Origin of the sequence: Roseisolibacter agri, assembly GCF_030159095.1 — a bacterium.
GTDB classification, from domain to species: domain Bacteria; phylum Gemmatimonadota; class Gemmatimonadetes; order Gemmatimonadales; family Gemmatimonadaceae; genus Roseisolibacter; species Roseisolibacter agri.
In genome coordinates this window covers 96772-110588 of the sequence record NZ_BRXS01000003.1, presented here as the reverse complement: position 1 = coordinate 110588, position 13817 = coordinate 96772, and the positions used below count along the sequence as shown (strand labels likewise).

At 73.1% G+C, this 13817-nt stretch carries 15 protein-coding genes; 14 read left to right on the top strand and 1 reads right to left on the bottom strand.

Translation table 11 applies throughout. The features are described 5' to 3' along the window. Positions 1-47 precede the first annotated feature (47 nt). A complete protein-coding gene (locus rosag_RS09225; protein ID WP_284349805.1) occupies positions 48-1058 on the top strand; it encodes a cation diffusion facilitator family transporter in 1011 nt (336 codons plus the stop codon). 101 nt (positions 1059-1159) lie between these two features. On the opposite strand, the gene rosag_RS09220 is transcribed toward rosag_RS09225, so the two are convergent. Beyond that, positions 1160-2629, bottom strand: coding sequence for a sigma-54-dependent transcriptional regulator (locus rosag_RS09220; protein WP_284349804.1), 1470 nt, complete (start codon positions 2627-2629; stop codon positions 1160-1162). Between the two features lie 207 nt (positions 2630-2836). Here rosag_RS09220 and rosag_RS09215 point away from each other — a divergent pair, with 207 nt between their 5' ends. The 13 genes from rosag_RS09215 (at position 2837) to rosag_RS09155 (ending at position 13795) form a co-directional block, all read left to right on the top strand. After that, positions 2837-3790 (top strand): flagellin N-terminal helical domain-containing protein, encoded by a 954-nt coding sequence (locus rosag_RS09215; protein ID WP_284349803.1) that lies wholly within the window; start codon positions 2837-2839, stop codon positions 3788-3790. A gap of 8 nt (positions 3791-3798) precedes the next feature. Further along, on the top strand, positions 3799-4269 hold the full coding sequence (gene fliW / locus rosag_RS09210; RefSeq protein WP_284349802.1) for a flagellar assembly protein FliW: 471 nt from the start codon (positions 3799-3801) through the stop codon (positions 4267-4269). Positions 4270-4435: 166 nt separating this feature from the next. After that, positions 4436-6313 carry a flagellin N-terminal helical domain-containing protein gene (locus rosag_RS09205; RefSeq protein WP_284349801.1) on the top strand — a complete coding sequence of 626 codons (1878 nt, stop codon included), beginning with the start codon at positions 4436-4438 and terminating at the stop codon, positions 6311-6313. Between the two features lie 164 nt (positions 6314-6477). Next, on the top strand, positions 6478-7854 hold the full coding sequence (gene fliD, locus rosag_RS09200; RefSeq protein ID WP_284349800.1) for a flagellar filament capping protein FliD: 1377 nt from the start codon (positions 6478-6480) through the stop codon (positions 7852-7854). Between the two features lie 80 nt (positions 7855-7934). Next, positions 7935-8453, top strand: coding sequence for a hypothetical protein (locus rosag_RS09195; RefSeq protein WP_284349799.1), 519 nt, complete (start codon positions 7935-7937; stop codon positions 8451-8453). Positions 8454-8599: 146 nt separating this feature from the next. Beyond that, a complete protein-coding gene (gene fliS / locus rosag_RS09190; RefSeq protein WP_284349798.1) occupies positions 8600-9157 on the top strand; it encodes a flagellar export chaperone FliS in 558 nt (185 codons plus the stop codon). Between the two features lies 1 nt (position 9158). Continuing rightward, positions 9159-9665, top strand: a complete 507-nt coding sequence (locus rosag_RS09185) for a hypothetical protein (RefSeq protein ID WP_284349797.1) — start codon at positions 9159-9161, stop codon at positions 9663-9665. A gap of 24 nt (positions 9666-9689) precedes the next feature. Continuing rightward, positions 9690-10445 carry a hypothetical protein gene (locus rosag_RS09180; protein ID WP_284349796.1) on the top strand — a complete coding sequence of 252 codons (756 nt, stop codon included), beginning with the start codon at positions 9690-9692 and terminating at the stop codon, positions 10443-10445. 80 nt (positions 10446-10525) lie between these two features. Further along, entirely contained in the window at positions 10526-10840 is a 315-nt protein-coding gene (locus tag rosag_RS09175; protein ID WP_284349795.1) for a flagellar biosynthesis anti-sigma factor FlgM, read from the top strand. A 181-nt stretch (positions 10841-11021) separates the two neighbouring features. Next, positions 11022-11387: a response regulator gene (locus tag rosag_RS09170; RefSeq protein WP_284349794.1), complete on the top strand. Its 366-nt coding sequence runs from the start codon at positions 11022-11024 to the stop codon at positions 11385-11387. A 5-nt stretch (positions 11388-11392) separates the two neighbouring features. Beyond that, positions 11393-12088, top strand: coding sequence for a hypothetical protein (locus tag rosag_RS09165; protein ID WP_284349793.1), 696 nt, complete (start codon positions 11393-11395; stop codon positions 12086-12088). A gap of 48 nt (positions 12089-12136) precedes the next feature. After that, positions 12137-12982 (top strand): sensor histidine kinase, encoded by an 846-nt coding sequence (locus tag rosag_RS09160; RefSeq protein ID WP_284349791.1) that lies wholly within the window; start codon positions 12137-12139, stop codon positions 12980-12982. 72 nt (positions 12983-13054) lie between these two features. After that, a complete protein-coding gene (locus tag rosag_RS09155) occupies positions 13055-13795 on the top strand; it encodes a response regulator (RefSeq protein WP_284349790.1) in 741 nt (246 codons plus the stop codon). Positions 13796-13817: the final 22 nt, after the last annotated feature.

Sequence of the window (13817 nt, the reverse complement as noted above, 5' to 3'; positions counted from 1 at the left end):
AATGCCCGTTCCCCATCGCCCTGGGGGCGCCGGCTAGATTCGGCGCCATGTCGTCCGCCGTCCCGTCGCCCGCCGCCCCGTCGCCCGTCGCCCCGGCGCACCGCGCCGCGATCCGCGCCGCCCAGACCGGGCTGGTGGTCAACGCCCTGCTGGCCGCGGTGAAGCTGGCCGCCGGGATCTTCGGGAACACCTACGCCCTGGTGGCCGACGCGGTCGAGTCCACGGCCGACATCGTGGCGTCGCTGGTGGTGTGGGGCGGGCTGCACATCGCCGCCCAGCCCGCCGACGAGAACCACCCCTACGGCCACGGCAAGGCCGAGGCGCTGGCGGCCGCGGTCGTGTCGCTGATGCTGATCGTGGCCGCCCTCGGCATCGCGGCGGAGGCGATCCGCGAGATCATGACCCCGCACCGCCCCCCGGCGCCGTGGACGCTGGGGGTGCTGGTGGCGGTGGTGGCGGTGAAGTGGCTGCTGGCGCGGCGCGTGGGCGCGCTGGGCTCGTCGATGGAGAGCACCGCCGTCAGTGCGGACGCGGGCCACCACCTGAGCGACGCGATCACGTCGGCCGCGGCGTTCCTGGGGATCGCCCTGGCGCTGATCGCGACGCGGATGGGCGCGGGGCAGGCGTGGGCGGCGGCCGACGACTGGGCGGCGCTGTTCGCGTCGGGCGTGATCGCCTACAACGGCGTGCACCTGCTGCGGCCCGCGCTGCACGACCTGATGGACCGCATGCCGGGGCAGGAGGTCGTGGGCCCCGTGGAGCGCGCCGCGCGCGGGGTGGAGGGCGTGCTCGACGTCGAGAAGCTGGTCGTGCGCCGCGCCGGCACCGCGCTCTGGGTGGACATCCACGTGCAGGCCGACGGCCGCACGCCGCTGGACGCCGCGCACGTCATCAGCGGGAAGGTGAAGGGGGCGATTCGCCGGGCGGTGCCGAGGGTGCACGGGGTGCTGGTGCATATGGAGCCCTTCGAGCGCGGAACGGCGGAGGACGGAACCGCGGCGAACGAAAGGGCGGAGGACGAAACGGCGCGATACGGAGAGGCGGACCTCTCGGCCTGACGCTTCAGGCTCGAAGGGTCCGCCCCATCGTTTCACGCTCCATCGTCTTCCGCAGTACCGTCTTCCGCCGTTCCGTCCTCCGCCGTTCCGTCCTCCGCCGTTCAGTCCTCGGCCTTCCCCGGCGTATTCAGCTTGTTGCGCAGCGTGCGCACGCTCATGCCGAGGAGCTCCGCGGCCCGCGTCCGGTTCTGCTGCGCCACCTCCAGCGCGCGCGTGATCAGCACCTTCTCCGCCTCGTTCACGTCGAGCGAGCGCAGGACCACGCGCATCGGATCGTCGTCCTCCGCCGCGGCGCCGTTGCCGGTGGCGGTGCCGCTGGGGAGCGCGAGGCCGAAGCCCGCGGCCAGCGCGCGCAGCGGCGACGGGCCGTCGATCGCGCCCGCGACCGTGCTCGCGCGCGTGAGGCCGAAGCGCTCCGCCTCCAGCGCGTGCGGCGGCAGCAGCGGATCGGGCGACAGGATCACCGCGCGCTCGATCACGTGCTGCAGCTCGCGCACGTTGCCCGGCCACGGATAGCGCTGCAGCAGCGCCAGCGTCTCCGGCGCGATCCCGTCCAGCCGCTTGCCCGTGTCCTCCGCCGTGCGCAGCGCGAAGCGGAACGCCAGCAGCGGGATGTCCTCCGGGCGCTCGCGCAGCGCGGGGATCGACATCGGGATCACGCTCAGGCGGTAGTACAGGTCCTGGCGGAAGCGCCCCTGCTGCGCCTCGAGCGCGAGGTCGCGGTTGGTCGTCGCGATGATGCGCACGTCCACCTTGATCGGCGTCGTGCCGCCCACGCGCTCGAACTCCTGCTCCTGCAGCACGCGCAGCAGCTTCGCCTGCAGGTCCAGGCGCATCTCGCTGATCTCGTCCAGCAGCAGCGTGCCGCGGTGCGCGCGCTCGAACGCGCCCTCCACGCGCTTGATCGCGCCGGTGAACGCGCCCTTCTCGTGGCCGAACAGCGCGCTCTCGATCAGCCCCTCGGGCAGCGCCGCGCAGTTGAGCGTGATGAACGGCTTGTCGCGCCGGTCGCTCTGCTCGTGGATCGCGCGCGCGAACAGCTCCTTGCCCGTCCCGCTCTCGCCCTGCAGCAGCACCGTGGCGCGCGTCGGCGCGGCCATCGCCACCGTCTGCAGCGCGCGGCGGATGGCCGGGCTGTCGCCGACGATCTGCCGCTCGCTGCGGATCGCCATCACCTCGTGCCGCAGCGTCTCGTTCTCGCGCTTCAGGCGCACGAACTCCAGCGCCTGCTCCACCGCCAGCTCCAGCTGCTGGGGGCGCACCGGCTTGGTGATGTAGTCCACCGCGCCGGCCTTGATCGACGCCACCGCGTGCTCGATGGACGCGTAGCCGGTGAGCATGATGACCGGCACGTCGTACCCCTCGCGCTGCAGCATCGCGAGGAACTCGAGCCCCGTGATGCCCGGCATCCGGTAGTCCGAGATGATCAGCTCGACCGCCGTCCGCGCCAGCACGTGGAGCGCCTCGGGGACGTTGCGCGCCCCCACCGCCTCGTGGCCGGCGCGGCGCAGGGTGTCCTCGACGATCAGCCCGACGGCCGGCTCGTCGTCCACATACAGGATGGTGGCCATATGGGGACGGAAAATATTGCCGGGGCGTCGGCGCGTAAGCCGCACGTGCGGCGTCGCCACACTCCCATCGGTGATTTTTTCGGCACGAAGCGCCGATACTCGCCCCGGACGGCCCTGTCCGCGTGACCGCCCGCCCCTGTGCGGCGTCCTTGCCACGCTGCCGCTGGCGTTGCCTGCCGACACCACGCGGCACCACCCACCCCGCCCATGCGCGTCACCAACTCGCTCGTCACCCGATCGCTCACCAACCGGCTGCTGGACTCCCAGCGGCTGCTCGCCGAGGCGCAGGAGCGCGTGGCGAGCGGGAAGCGCGTGCGGAAGATGTCGGACGATCCGACGGCGGGGTCGGCGATCATGCAGGCCAGCGGCTCGCTGCGCGCCATCTCGCAGTACCAGCGCAACGTCGGGAACGTCGTCGCCCGGCTGGACGGCGAGGACACCGCGCTCGGCCAGCTGACGGACATGATGACGCGCGCCAAGGAGCTGGCCGCCGCCACCGTCGGCGCCACGGTCGGCGCGCCGGGCCGCCGGGCCGCCGCCCTCGAGGTGCGCGGGCTGCTGGCGCAGGCGATCCAGGTCGGCAACGTGCGCGTCGGCGACGAGTACCTGTTCGGCGGCACGACCAACGACGGCCGGCCGCCGTTCACCGCGTCGACCACGCTGCCCGACGGCACGCGCGTCTTCGTCCAGACGGACACGCCGCCGGCCGTCCCGCCGGCGCCGCCCGGCGACCCGATCCCGCGCCCGCCCACCGGCGAGCGCCAGATCGAGATCGCGGCCGGCTCCACGATGCTCGGCGCCCACGACGGCCAGACGGTCTTCCTCGACACCGGCGTGCTGGCCGCGCTCGAGGACCTCGCGCTCGCGATGGAGAACGACAGCCCGGACGAGATGCGCACGGCGATGGGCGCGCTCGACCGCGGCTTCGACGACGTGCAGGCGCTGCTCGGCGACGTGGGCGCCCGGCAGAATCAGGTCGACTCCGTCCTCGCGGGGCTCGCGGCCCTCGAGGACAACCTCGTCGAGGAGAAGTCCTCGCTCTCCGAGGTCGAGATGGAGGCCGCGATCACCGAGATGCTGCAGCGCCAGACCGCCTACCAGGCCGCCATGATGGCCTCCTCGAAGGTGCTGGGCCTGAGCCTCACCGACTACATCCGTTGAACCACCCGATGACGACGCTGACCGCCTCCGACCCGACGATGGACGCCGTGGAGTCCCCGATCGCCTCCGACCTCCTCGGACCCCTGCAGGTGCCGTCGGCGGCGCTCCTCACCTTCCCGGCGGGCCTCCTCGGCTTCCCGGAGGCGCGGCGGTGGGCCCTCATCCCCTCGGGGCGCGACGGGCTGGCCTGGCTGCAGAGCGCGGACGCGTCGGACCTCATCTTCCTGCTCGCCGACCCGTTCCACTGGTTCCCGGGCTACGAGATCGACGTGCCGAACATGAGCGCGACGCCGGGCGAGGTCGTGACCCCCGAGTCGATCGCGGTGTTCGCCATCGTCACGCTGCCGGGCGGCGGGAACGACCGCGCGAGCGCGAACCTGCGCGCCCCCGTGCTCCTCGACGTCGCCTCGCGCACCGGGCGGCAGATGGTGCTGGCGGACGACCGCTACCAGGTCCAGACGCCGTTCGACCTGGAGTGAGCGTCGGGTCGAAGGATGGACGACGAGCGGGCCGCGACCGGACAGGTCGCGGCCCGCTCAAGTTTTTCGGGCCGCCGCCGATACATCAGGGCACGCGGCCACTTCGGCCACGACAGATCACAGGGAGCACGGACGCTCCGCCAAACTGTAAAGGGAGTTACAGGCCATGAAGATCCAGACGAACACCGCCGCCAACAGCGCCCTGGGCTACATGAAGGTCAATGCCCAGAACACCGAGCGCTCGATCCAGAAGCTGTCGTCCGGCTTCCGGATCAACCGCGCGGCGGACGACGCGGCCGGCCTCGCGATCGCGAACCAGCTGCGCGCGGACGCGAAGACCCTCGGCCAGGCGCAGAAGAACGCCGCCCAGGCGAGCGCGATGCTCCAGATCGCCGACGGCGCGGCGAGCACGCTCGGCAACATCTTCGACCGCATGCGCGAGCTGGCGTCGCAGGGCGCCTCGGCCAACATCGGCGGCCAGGGCTCGAAGCTGCAGGACGAGTGGAACGCGCTGTACAAGGAGGCCGACCGCCTCATCACCGGCACCAAGTACCAGGGCACGAACGTCCTCACGAGCCTCAACGGCTCGGCGGCGACGACGGCGGCCGCGGGTACGGCGGCGCTGAGCGGCGCGACGGCGGGCCAGACGGCCTCGCTCGCGGCGGGCGGCATCGCGGCGTCGAGCGGCGCGACCAACGCGGCGAACGGCAGCTACACGCTGTCGGTCAGCGGCAGCACGATGACGCTGACGGGCCCGGGCGGCACGACGGCGACGGCCAGCACGACGCCCTCCGGTGGCAAGATCACCTTCGCGTCGGCCGGCATCGAGATCAACACGAGCGGCTCCTACGTGGCCGGCTCGGCGGGCACCGCCGCGTCCAGCGGCACGGCCGGCTCGTTCACGGGCGACATCACGGGCGTCACGACGCTGCCCGCCAGCATGTCGGGCTCGAACTCGGGCTACGAGATCCGCGACGGCGCGGCCGGGGCGCTCGAGCTGTGGACGACGGGCGGCGGCGCGGCGAAGGTCGGTGAGACCTCGGGCGCGGTGACCACCGGCGCGGGCTCGGCGACGTTCGACAACGGCGCGGTCATCTCGCTCAGCGGCTTCACGCAGGCCTCGGCCGGCTCGGCGGCGGCGACGGGTTCCTCGAGCGCGCTGACGGCGAACCTCTCGTCGGTCACGAACGCGGTCCAGAACGCGTCGGAGAACGGCTCCTACGCCTTCGTCGACGACGGCGGCACCGGCGTCAAGCTCCAGAAGGGCGGCGTGGACGTCCCGGGCGCGACGGTCGCCAACGCCAGCATCACGAGCGGCGCGACGCTGACCTTCGGCAACTTCTCGGTCACGCTCGACGCCGGCGTCAGCAGCCAGGCGGACCTGATCGGCCAGACCTTCACCTTCGGCGGCGCGGCCGCGGCGGTGGCCCCGACGGCCAGCTCGGCGAACAACGACACCTTCGCGGTCAGCGGCTACAGCGCCGGCTCGGCGGCGGTCGCCAACTCGCTCGACGGCGCGACCTTCTCGGTCAGCGGCATGACGGTGACGGCGGCGGCGGTCGCGGCCCCGAGCATCCTGGTCGGCACCAGCGCCAGCCAGGCGACGGGCACGCTCGCGCAGCGCGCCGCGGTCTACGACTCGGCGGACTCGATCCAGCTCAGCCTCGGCTCGCTCGACGACATGGACATCAAGAACCTGTCGAGCAGCGTGAACACGGGCGCGGGTGCGGCGGCGACGGGGGCCTCGCTCCTGACGACCGCCGGCGCGAAGGACGCGCTGGCCCGCCTCGACCTGGCGCAGGAGAAGCTGAACACCTTCGTCGGTAAGCTCGGTGCCGCGCAGTCGCGCGTCGACTACGCCTCGCAGAACGTCGACTCGATGCTGCAGAATACGCAGGCCGCCGAGTCCTCGATCCGCGACGCCGACATGGCGAAGGAGATGTCGGCCTTCACCAAGAACAACATCCTGCAGCAGGCCGCGCAGTCGATGCTGTCGCAGGCGAACCAGGGCACGCAGGGCATCCTCCAGCTGCTCCGCGGCTGATCGACGCGCCTCCGGCGCTTCGCTGGACAAGCGCTCCGGGGGCCGCCGACTGGCGGCTCCCGGAGCGTGTCGTTCTCGCCGCCGCCTCGTCCTAGGAAGGGGCGGCGCGGGTCCGATCCGCCCCCCGCGTCTCGATCCCGTCCCGCGCATCCGCGGAACCCCTCATGGCCGAATCACTCACCAGCATCCCCGGCGTCTCCAGCGGCATCGACTGGAGCAGCGTCGTGGACGCGATCATCACCGCCGAGAAGCGGCCTGCGACGCGCCTGCAGGCCACCATCACGGCGAACGCGAAGAAGAAGGACGCGCTGGAGCTGTTCCGGCAGGCCATGCAGTCGCTGCAGTCGGCGGCCGACGGCCTGCGCAACGGCAAGGCGCTCGACGCCTTCAGCGTCTCCGCCGTGGGCGCGGACGCCACCGGCCGCGGCGTGCTCGCCGCGACCGTGGGCACCGGCGCGGTCGGCGGCACGTACGCGGTCAACGTCACGTCGCTCGCGGCGGCGCAGAAGACCGTCGCCTCCACCGGCTGGACGGGCACGCAGACGCTCGCCAGCGGCGGCACGCTCACCATCGGCGGCAAGCCGGTGACGCTCGTCGCGGGCGAGAAGCTGAGCGAGGTGCGCGACCGCATCAACGCCGAGACCGCGCGCACCGGCGTGCAGGCCTCCCTCCTGTCGATGAACGCCGACGGGAGCGACCAGCGGCTCGTGCTCACCGGGCAGAAGACCGGCCTGGTGAACGCGTTCGCGGTGGCGGACGACACGAACGGCGCGCTCGTGGCGGCGCTCGGCATCGGCGGCGCGCCGGCGGTGCCGGCGTCGGACGCCACGTTCACGCTCGACGGCGGCGCCACGCCGATCACGCGCCCGACCAACACCATCACCGACGCGATCCCCGGCGTCACGATGACGCTCGGCGCGAAGGGGACGAGCACCGTCACCGTCGAGCGCCAGCCGAACGCCGGCGCGACGACCATGCAGGCGTTCGTCGACGCGTACAACAAGGTGCAGGCGTTCGTGAAGGGGCAGAGCGTCGCCGGCAGCCCGCTGCAGAACGACCCGCTGCTGCGCAGCGTGCGCGGGCAGCTCGCGACGCTCGTGCTGACGCCGGCCGCGCGCGTCGACGACTCGGGCGTCCCCACCGCCGTCGTCGACGACATGACGTCGCTCGGCGCGCTCGGCGTGTCGGTGCAGAAGGACGGCACGCTGACGTTCGACCGGGCCAAGTTCGACGCCGTCTATCCGTCGCGCATGGGCGACGTGCGCGCGGTGCTGTCGGACCGCATGAGCACCGCGTTCCACTTCGCGGACGACATCACCGGGACGTTCACCGGCGAGATCGACAAGCGCGAGCAGGGGATGCAGACGCAGAACGCGACGCTCCAGGCCCGCATCGACGAGTTCGACTCCCGGCTCGCCAAGAAGCGCACGGCGCTCCTCGCCAAGTACGCGCGCTTCGAGGCGTCGCTGGGCACGCTCAAGTCGCTGGGCGAGCAGATGGCCGCCCAGTTCTCGGGACTCAACAAGTCGAGCGACAGCTGACCGCCGCCCCCTGACCCGTCACGGCCGCGCGAGGCGACGACGCACGTCGCGCCCGCGCCGGAGGCCCCCAAGGAGGCCCCATGCTCCGCCCACCCGTCACACGCCAGCTGGACCCCCTCGCCCACCGCGCCGCCATCGACGCGTTGGAGGCGCAGCGTGCCGCCTACCGTCGCTACGCGCGCACGGTGGAGGCGCAGCAGCGCAGCTTCGACGACGGCGACGCCGATCGCGCGGTCGCCGCGACCGCGGTCGCGGTGCAGGGCTTCGAGGAGCTGCAGCAGGGCGCGCAGCGCCTGCAGCCGGTGATCGGCGACGCCTCCGCCCGCGCGTCGGCCGAGCAGATGCTCGAGCTGCAGCGTGAGATGGAGGCGCTGATGCGCGAGGCGAAGCACGCCGAGGTGGCGATCCGCAACATGACGGTGCAGCTGGAGGCGTGGCGCGACGCGTACGGCCGGCAGCTGGCGGAGCTGGGCCTCGCGCCCGGCGCCGCCGGCGAGTCCGTGGAAGGCGAGGCGGCGCGCGGCGGGTACGGCCCGCGCGGCGGCGGCGTGCAGGCGCCCGCGGAGCGCGCGCCCTCGCTCATCGATCGCAAGTTCTGACGAGTTCTGACGGGTGGGCGGTGAAGTAGCGGGTGGTGTAGCGCTCCGGGGCGCGTGCCGATACTGACACGCAGACGCGACCGACTCGACGCGCCGAGCGATCGCCGCCCCACCCGCCGCCGCCCTCCACGCAGGACTGCACCGCCATGAGCTTTCCGGCCACCTCGCCGTACGCCGCCGCCGTCCGTCAGAGCTTCGCCTCGCCGGCCGGTCTGCCCGCCCGCCCCGTCGCCGCGGCGGCCGGCCGCGCGCCGGCCGGCTACGCCAACCAGGCCGCGCGCTATCGCAACGCGGAGCTCGAGTCGGCGTCGCCCGGGCAGCTGGTCGTGATGCTGTTCGACAAGATCCTGCTCACGCTGCGGCGCGCGCGCCTCGCCATCGAGTCGCGCAGCATCGAGGACCGCGTCGAGCTGCTCCTGAAGGCGAACGAGATGATCACCGAGCTGAAGGTGTCGCTCGACTTCGAGCAGGGCGGCGCGATCGCGCAGAACCTGGACGCGCTGTACGCGTTCTCGCTGCGCCAGCTGTTCGAGGCGAGCCGCACGGGCGACGCGGCGAAGATCGACGGCGTGGTGCGCGTGATGGACGAGCTGCGCGACGCGTTCGCGCAGATCGTGAGCAGCGGCGCGGCGCACGGTGGCAGCCCGGCCGCGAACGCGGCGCCCGGTGCGCCCGTGATGCCGATGGCGGCGCGGAGCGCCTGACGTGCCCGAGCTCCCTCCGGAGCAGCGGCCACGCCTGATGACGCCGGCGCGCGGCGCATCGGCCACCGCCGACGCGCGGCCGCGGCACCCGCTCGAGGACAGCGACCACCTCGCCTGGCAGGCGACGGCCGCCGTCCGCCTGCTGGAGCGCTTCGGCGCGCAGCTGCTGGTGGCGCTGGACGCGGTGGGCCGCGGCGACGACCCGGCCCTCGACGCCGCGCTGCTGGAGCGCGACCGCCTGGTGGTGCAGCTGGAGCCGCTGCTCGCCGCGCTGGCCGAGGCGCGCGCGCTGGTGCGCGACTGGCCGGCGGCGCCGAGCGCTTCGAGCAACGCCAGCCAGCAGGCCGTCGCCCTCATCCTCGCCCCGGTGGACGACGCCCTGCAGCACGCGCAGCTGCTGCACAAGCGCCTGGCCGACGAGACGCGCGAGGTGATCGCGCGCCGCACGCAGTCGCCCGCGCCGGTGCGCCGCGGCGGACGCGGCGGGTCGGTCGCCCTCGTCCGCTGACGCCCACGTTCGATCCGCCGCCCGATGTCCGACCGCGACTGGTCGCTCCCGTCCGAGTCCTCCGGCTCCTCCACCCCGCCCGCGGCGTTGCCGGGGGCGGGGTGGGTCGTCGGTAGCGAAGGCCGCGGGCCGGCGTCCGGACTGGACGCCGGTGCGCGGCAGGCGGCGCGGCTGGACGCGCGGCTGGCGGTCTACGCGCAGCATGCCGCCGCGCTGGCCGAGCAGGCGGCGGCCACGCTCGCGGGCGACCACGGGCGCGCGGATGCGCTGGGCGTCGTCCGCGCGGCGGCGGCCGAGCACTTCGCGGAGCTGCAGGCCGCGCCGGCGGCGATGCCGGACGCGTCGTTCGACGCGCTGCTGTCGGACGCGCTGGTGGAGCTGGAGCACCAGGCCGCGGTCGACCTGGCGCTGCGGCAGCGGCTGGTGGCGCTGCGGGACGCGATGTCCCGCGGCGCCGCGTGGGCGTTGGGGGAGGAGGTCCGGGCGGCGCTGCCGGCCCCGACTCCCGAGCCGATGGGAGAGCTCTCGGCGCTGCCGGAGCTGGTCGCGGAGGCGGTGGGGCAGCAGGACGAGGCCCCCGTGCATGCCCTGGAAGGGCTGGACGGCGGGCTGGTGGCCGTGCGGGCCGACGGGGTCGGCCGCGCGCTGGCCGGGCAGTACCCCGGGCTCGTGATGCGCGAGGCGGCGGCGGCGGTGCTGGCCGCGGCCGAGCGTGCGGGTGGAGAGCCGGGGGCAGCAGGCAGGACGGAGACGCAGGGACGCGTCGATCTCACCTTCTAGGATCTTCTAGGTCGTTACCGGATCACGCGTTCAAGTTTCCCGGTCGCCCGCCGATAATCTGGGCAAGGAGGCTAGACACCATGAGCATTCGCAACATCGGCAACACCTACGGTCCGGCCCGTGCCGTGCCTGCCGCGCCCGCCAGCCCCGCGAAGGGGCCCGGTGGCGTGACGGAGCCCGCCACGCCGGCCTCGCCCGCGGCGCCGCGCAACGACTCCGTCCAGATCTCCGACGCCGGCCGCGCGCTGGCCGGGACCGAGGGTGGCGAGCGTGCGTCGTCGCTGAGCCCCGAGCGCGTGGCGGAGCTGCGCCGCAAGGTGCTCGAGGGCGCCTACAACTCCGTCCAGTCGGTCGACCAGGTCGCGCAGCGGATCCTGAAGAGCGGCGATCTCTGACGAGCGGGCAGGCGCGGACTCGAAACGCGCTTCCCGTCGTCCCGCCGCCCGGCTCCGTCTGCTCGCTCTCCATACAAGTCCCCACGGCCGCGACGCTCCGTCGTGGCCGCCCGCCCCCGGCGCGCCGTGACGAGTCCGCAGGACCCGCGCGCCCGCTGCGCACCTCCCGAGGAAGCCCCCCATGAAGTTCTTGGTCGTCGATGACTCGTCGACGATGCGCCGCATCGTCGTCAACTCGCTCCAGCGCATCGGATTCACCGACATCGTCGAAGCCGGCGACGGGAAGGAGGCGCTCGAGAAGTACGACGCCACCATCCGGTTCGTGATCACGGACTGGAACATGCCCAACATGACGGGCACCGAGCTGGCCAAGGCGCTGCGCGACCGCGGCGAGCAGGTCCCGATCCTCATGGTGACCGCGCGCAGCGTGCGCGAGGACATCATCGAGGCGATGGAGGCGGGCGTGAACAACTACATCGTGAAGCCGTTCACGCCGCAGATCCTGAAGGAAAAGATCGACGCGCTGATGAGCGTCGCGGCCGGATGACCACCATGGCCGCCCGTCACGAAGTCCTCTACGAGACCGAGGCGACGCTCCGCCTGGTCGACCAGGAGCTCGAGGGGCTCCAGCCCGCGGCGCCCCAGCCGGCAGAGGCGCAGCCCGAGCACCCCGCCGCGATGCACCTGCGCGCGCTGCTCAACCAGCCCGAAGGCCAGCCGGTCGGTCTCGCGGCGCTCCCGTTCATCCTGGAGCGCGCGAACCACGAGATCCAGGCGGTGCTCGCGAACCTGCGCGACAGCCGCAACGCGCTCGAGACCGCGACGGTCGAGAAGCTGCAGCACACGAGCGAGAAGCTGCGCGAGGTGACGTCGGCCACCGAGGTGGCGGCGACGGACATCCTGGATGCGCTGGACCGCGCGCAGAACATGATCGACGACCTCGACGCGGCCGACGCGGCGGGCGACAAGGACAAGGGCCAGCACACCCGCGACCTCCTGCGCGAGGAGATCTTCGGGATGATGGGCTGCCTCCAGTTCCAGGACATCACGACGCAGCAGCTGGCCTACGCGTCGAGCGTGCTGACGGACATGGAGAGCCGCCTGCTGAACATCGCGAAGCTGTTCGACCCGGCCACCGTGATGGTGCGCGCCGGCACGCAGTCGCCCGACGCGCGCACGTTCGACCCGAACGCCACGACCCGCAACGCGGATCAGCGGCAGGCGGTGGCGGACGAGATCTTCAAGTGAGCGGTGGGGCGGAGGACGATACTGCGGAAGACGGAACTACGGAGCACGATGAAGCGTGAGACGAAACGGCGGGACGGCGCACTGGCGCGGTCCCGCCGTTTCCGTACCGCCAAGCTGCTCGTCTCCGCCGTGGACGCCCCACCGTCTCACGCTTCATCGTCCTCCGCTTCACCGTCCTCCGCCTCTCCGTTGTCCGCCGTTCCTCCTCTGGCCGCCGTCGCGCACGAGCTCCGCACGCCCCTCCACGGCATGCAGGGGCTCCTCGACCTCCTGCGCGCCACGCCGCTCGACGCCGAGCAGTCCGCGCACGTCGCCGCCCTCGGCGACGCGGCGGCGGCGATGCTGCGGCTGGTCGAGGACGCGCTGACGCTCGCGCGGCTGGAGGCGGGCGGCGAGGACGCGGCGGAGGCGGCGGCCGTCGCGCCGCGCGCGCTGCTGGAGGATGCGGCGCGCACGCTGGCGCCGCTGGCCGCCGCGCGTGGGCTCACGTGCGACGTCGAGGTGGCGGACGACGCGCCCGCGACCGTCGTCCTGCCCGCCGACCGCGTGCGGCAGGTGCTGCTCAACCTCGGCGGCAACGCGGTGAAGTACACGCGGCGCGGCGGCGTGCGGCTGCGGGCGCGCGGCGACGGCGGCGACCTCGCGCTCGACGTGATCGACACGGGCCCGGGGTTCACCGACGCGCAGCGCGCGCGCCTCTTCCGCGCGTGGGACCGGCTCGATGCGGCGGACGACGCGTCGCCCGTCGGTGGCAGCGGGCTGGGGCTCGTGCTCGCGCAGGCGCTGACGGCGCGCCTGGGTGGCCGGCTGGAGGTCGCGAGCGTGCACGGGCAGGGGAGCACCTTCACGCTGCGGCTGCCCGCCGCACCGCCGGCGGCGACCCTCGGCGGTTAATCCGCCCGCGGCACCGGCCGATACTGGCTCCAGAGGCGTCGCGCCCGCGACCGCCGCCCACCTGGAGTCCCCGTGATCCTCCTCATCGAAGACGACCTCGTGACGTGTCACATCATGACGGCGCTGCTCAAGCGGCTCCGCCATGCGCACGTCGTGGCGCACAACGGCGCCGAGGCCCTCGAGCAGGTGGCGCGGCAGCCGATCGACCTGATCATCGCCGATCTCATGCTCCCCGACATGCACGGGCTGGAGCTGATCGAGCAGATCCTGGTGCGGCCGCACCTGCAGGACATCCCCGTGATGTTCTGCACCGCGAGCGCCGACGCCAAGACCGTCGAGCGCGCGCTCGCGCTGGGCGCGGTCGACTTCGTCAAGAAGCCCATCAACGTCGACGCGTTCGCGACCCGCATCGAGCGCGCGCTCAAGCGCGCGCCCGCGCGCTGGGAGAGCTGGCGCGAGATGATCAAGCGCCTGCGCGTCGACAGCCGCACCTTCCACCCACTGCTCATGCTCGCCCGCGACCACCTCGCGGAGCTGGTGCAGAACCTCGGCAAGATCCGCGAGGGGCGGTCGTCGGTGGACGAGATGGGCAAGGACGAGCTCTCGTCGCGCGTGCTGCGCGTGCGCGGCGCCGCGCTCAACGTCGGCGCCATCCGCACCGTGCAGCTGGTCGACTTCCTCTGGTCGGGGCGCGCCACGCACGAGGACGTGGCCGACCTGCACGCGGCGCTCGTCATCGAGCTCGCCGCCTTCGAGCAGGCGCTCCAGAGCCGCAGCTCGCAGTTCTTCGCCGCCGCAGCCGGCGGCCGCTGATCCCGTATCTCCTGCTTCCTTC

Bases quoted from the DNA above. Each gene is read 5' to 3' on its own strand.
- rosag_RS09225 (WP_284349805.1), top strand. From the start codon at position 48: ATGTCGTCCGCCGTCCCGTCGCCCGCCGCCCCGTCGCCCGTCGCCCCG.
- rosag_RS09220 (WP_284349804.1), bottom strand. From the start codon at position 2,629: ATGGCCACCATCCTGTATGTGGACGACGAGCCGGCCGTCGGGCTGATC.
- rosag_RS09215 (WP_284349803.1), top strand. From the start codon at position 2,837: ATGCGCGTCACCAACTCGCTCGTCACCCGATCGCTCACCAACCGGCTG.
- fliW (WP_284349802.1), top strand. From the start codon at position 3,799: ATGACGACGCTGACCGCCTCCGACCCGACGATGGACGCCGTGGAGTCC.
- rosag_RS09205 (WP_284349801.1), top strand. From the start codon at position 4,436: ATGAAGATCCAGACGAACACCGCCGCCAACAGCGCCCTGGGCTACATG.
- fliD (WP_284349800.1), top strand. From the start codon at position 6,478: ATGGCCGAATCACTCACCAGCATCCCCGGCGTCTCCAGCGGCATCGAC.
- rosag_RS09195 (WP_284349799.1), top strand. From the start codon at position 7,935: ATGCTCCGCCCACCCGTCACACGCCAGCTGGACCCCCTCGCCCACCGC.
- fliS (WP_284349798.1), top strand. From the start codon at position 8,600: ATGAGCTTTCCGGCCACCTCGCCGTACGCCGCCGCCGTCCGTCAGAGC.
- rosag_RS09180 (WP_284349796.1), top strand. From the start codon at position 9,690: ATGTCCGACCGCGACTGGTCGCTCCCGTCCGAGTCCTCCGGCTCCTCC.
- rosag_RS09175 (WP_284349795.1), top strand. From the start codon at position 10,526: ATGAGCATTCGCAACATCGGCAACACCTACGGTCCGGCCCGTGCCGTG.
- rosag_RS09170 (WP_284349794.1), top strand. From the start codon at position 11,022: ATGAAGTTCTTGGTCGTCGATGACTCGTCGACGATGCGCCGCATCGTC.
- rosag_RS09165 (WP_284349793.1), top strand. From the start codon at position 11,393: ATGGCCGCCCGTCACGAAGTCCTCTACGAGACCGAGGCGACGCTCCGC.
- rosag_RS09160 (WP_284349791.1), top strand. From the start codon at position 12,137: ATGAAGCGTGAGACGAAACGGCGGGACGGCGCACTGGCGCGGTCCCGC.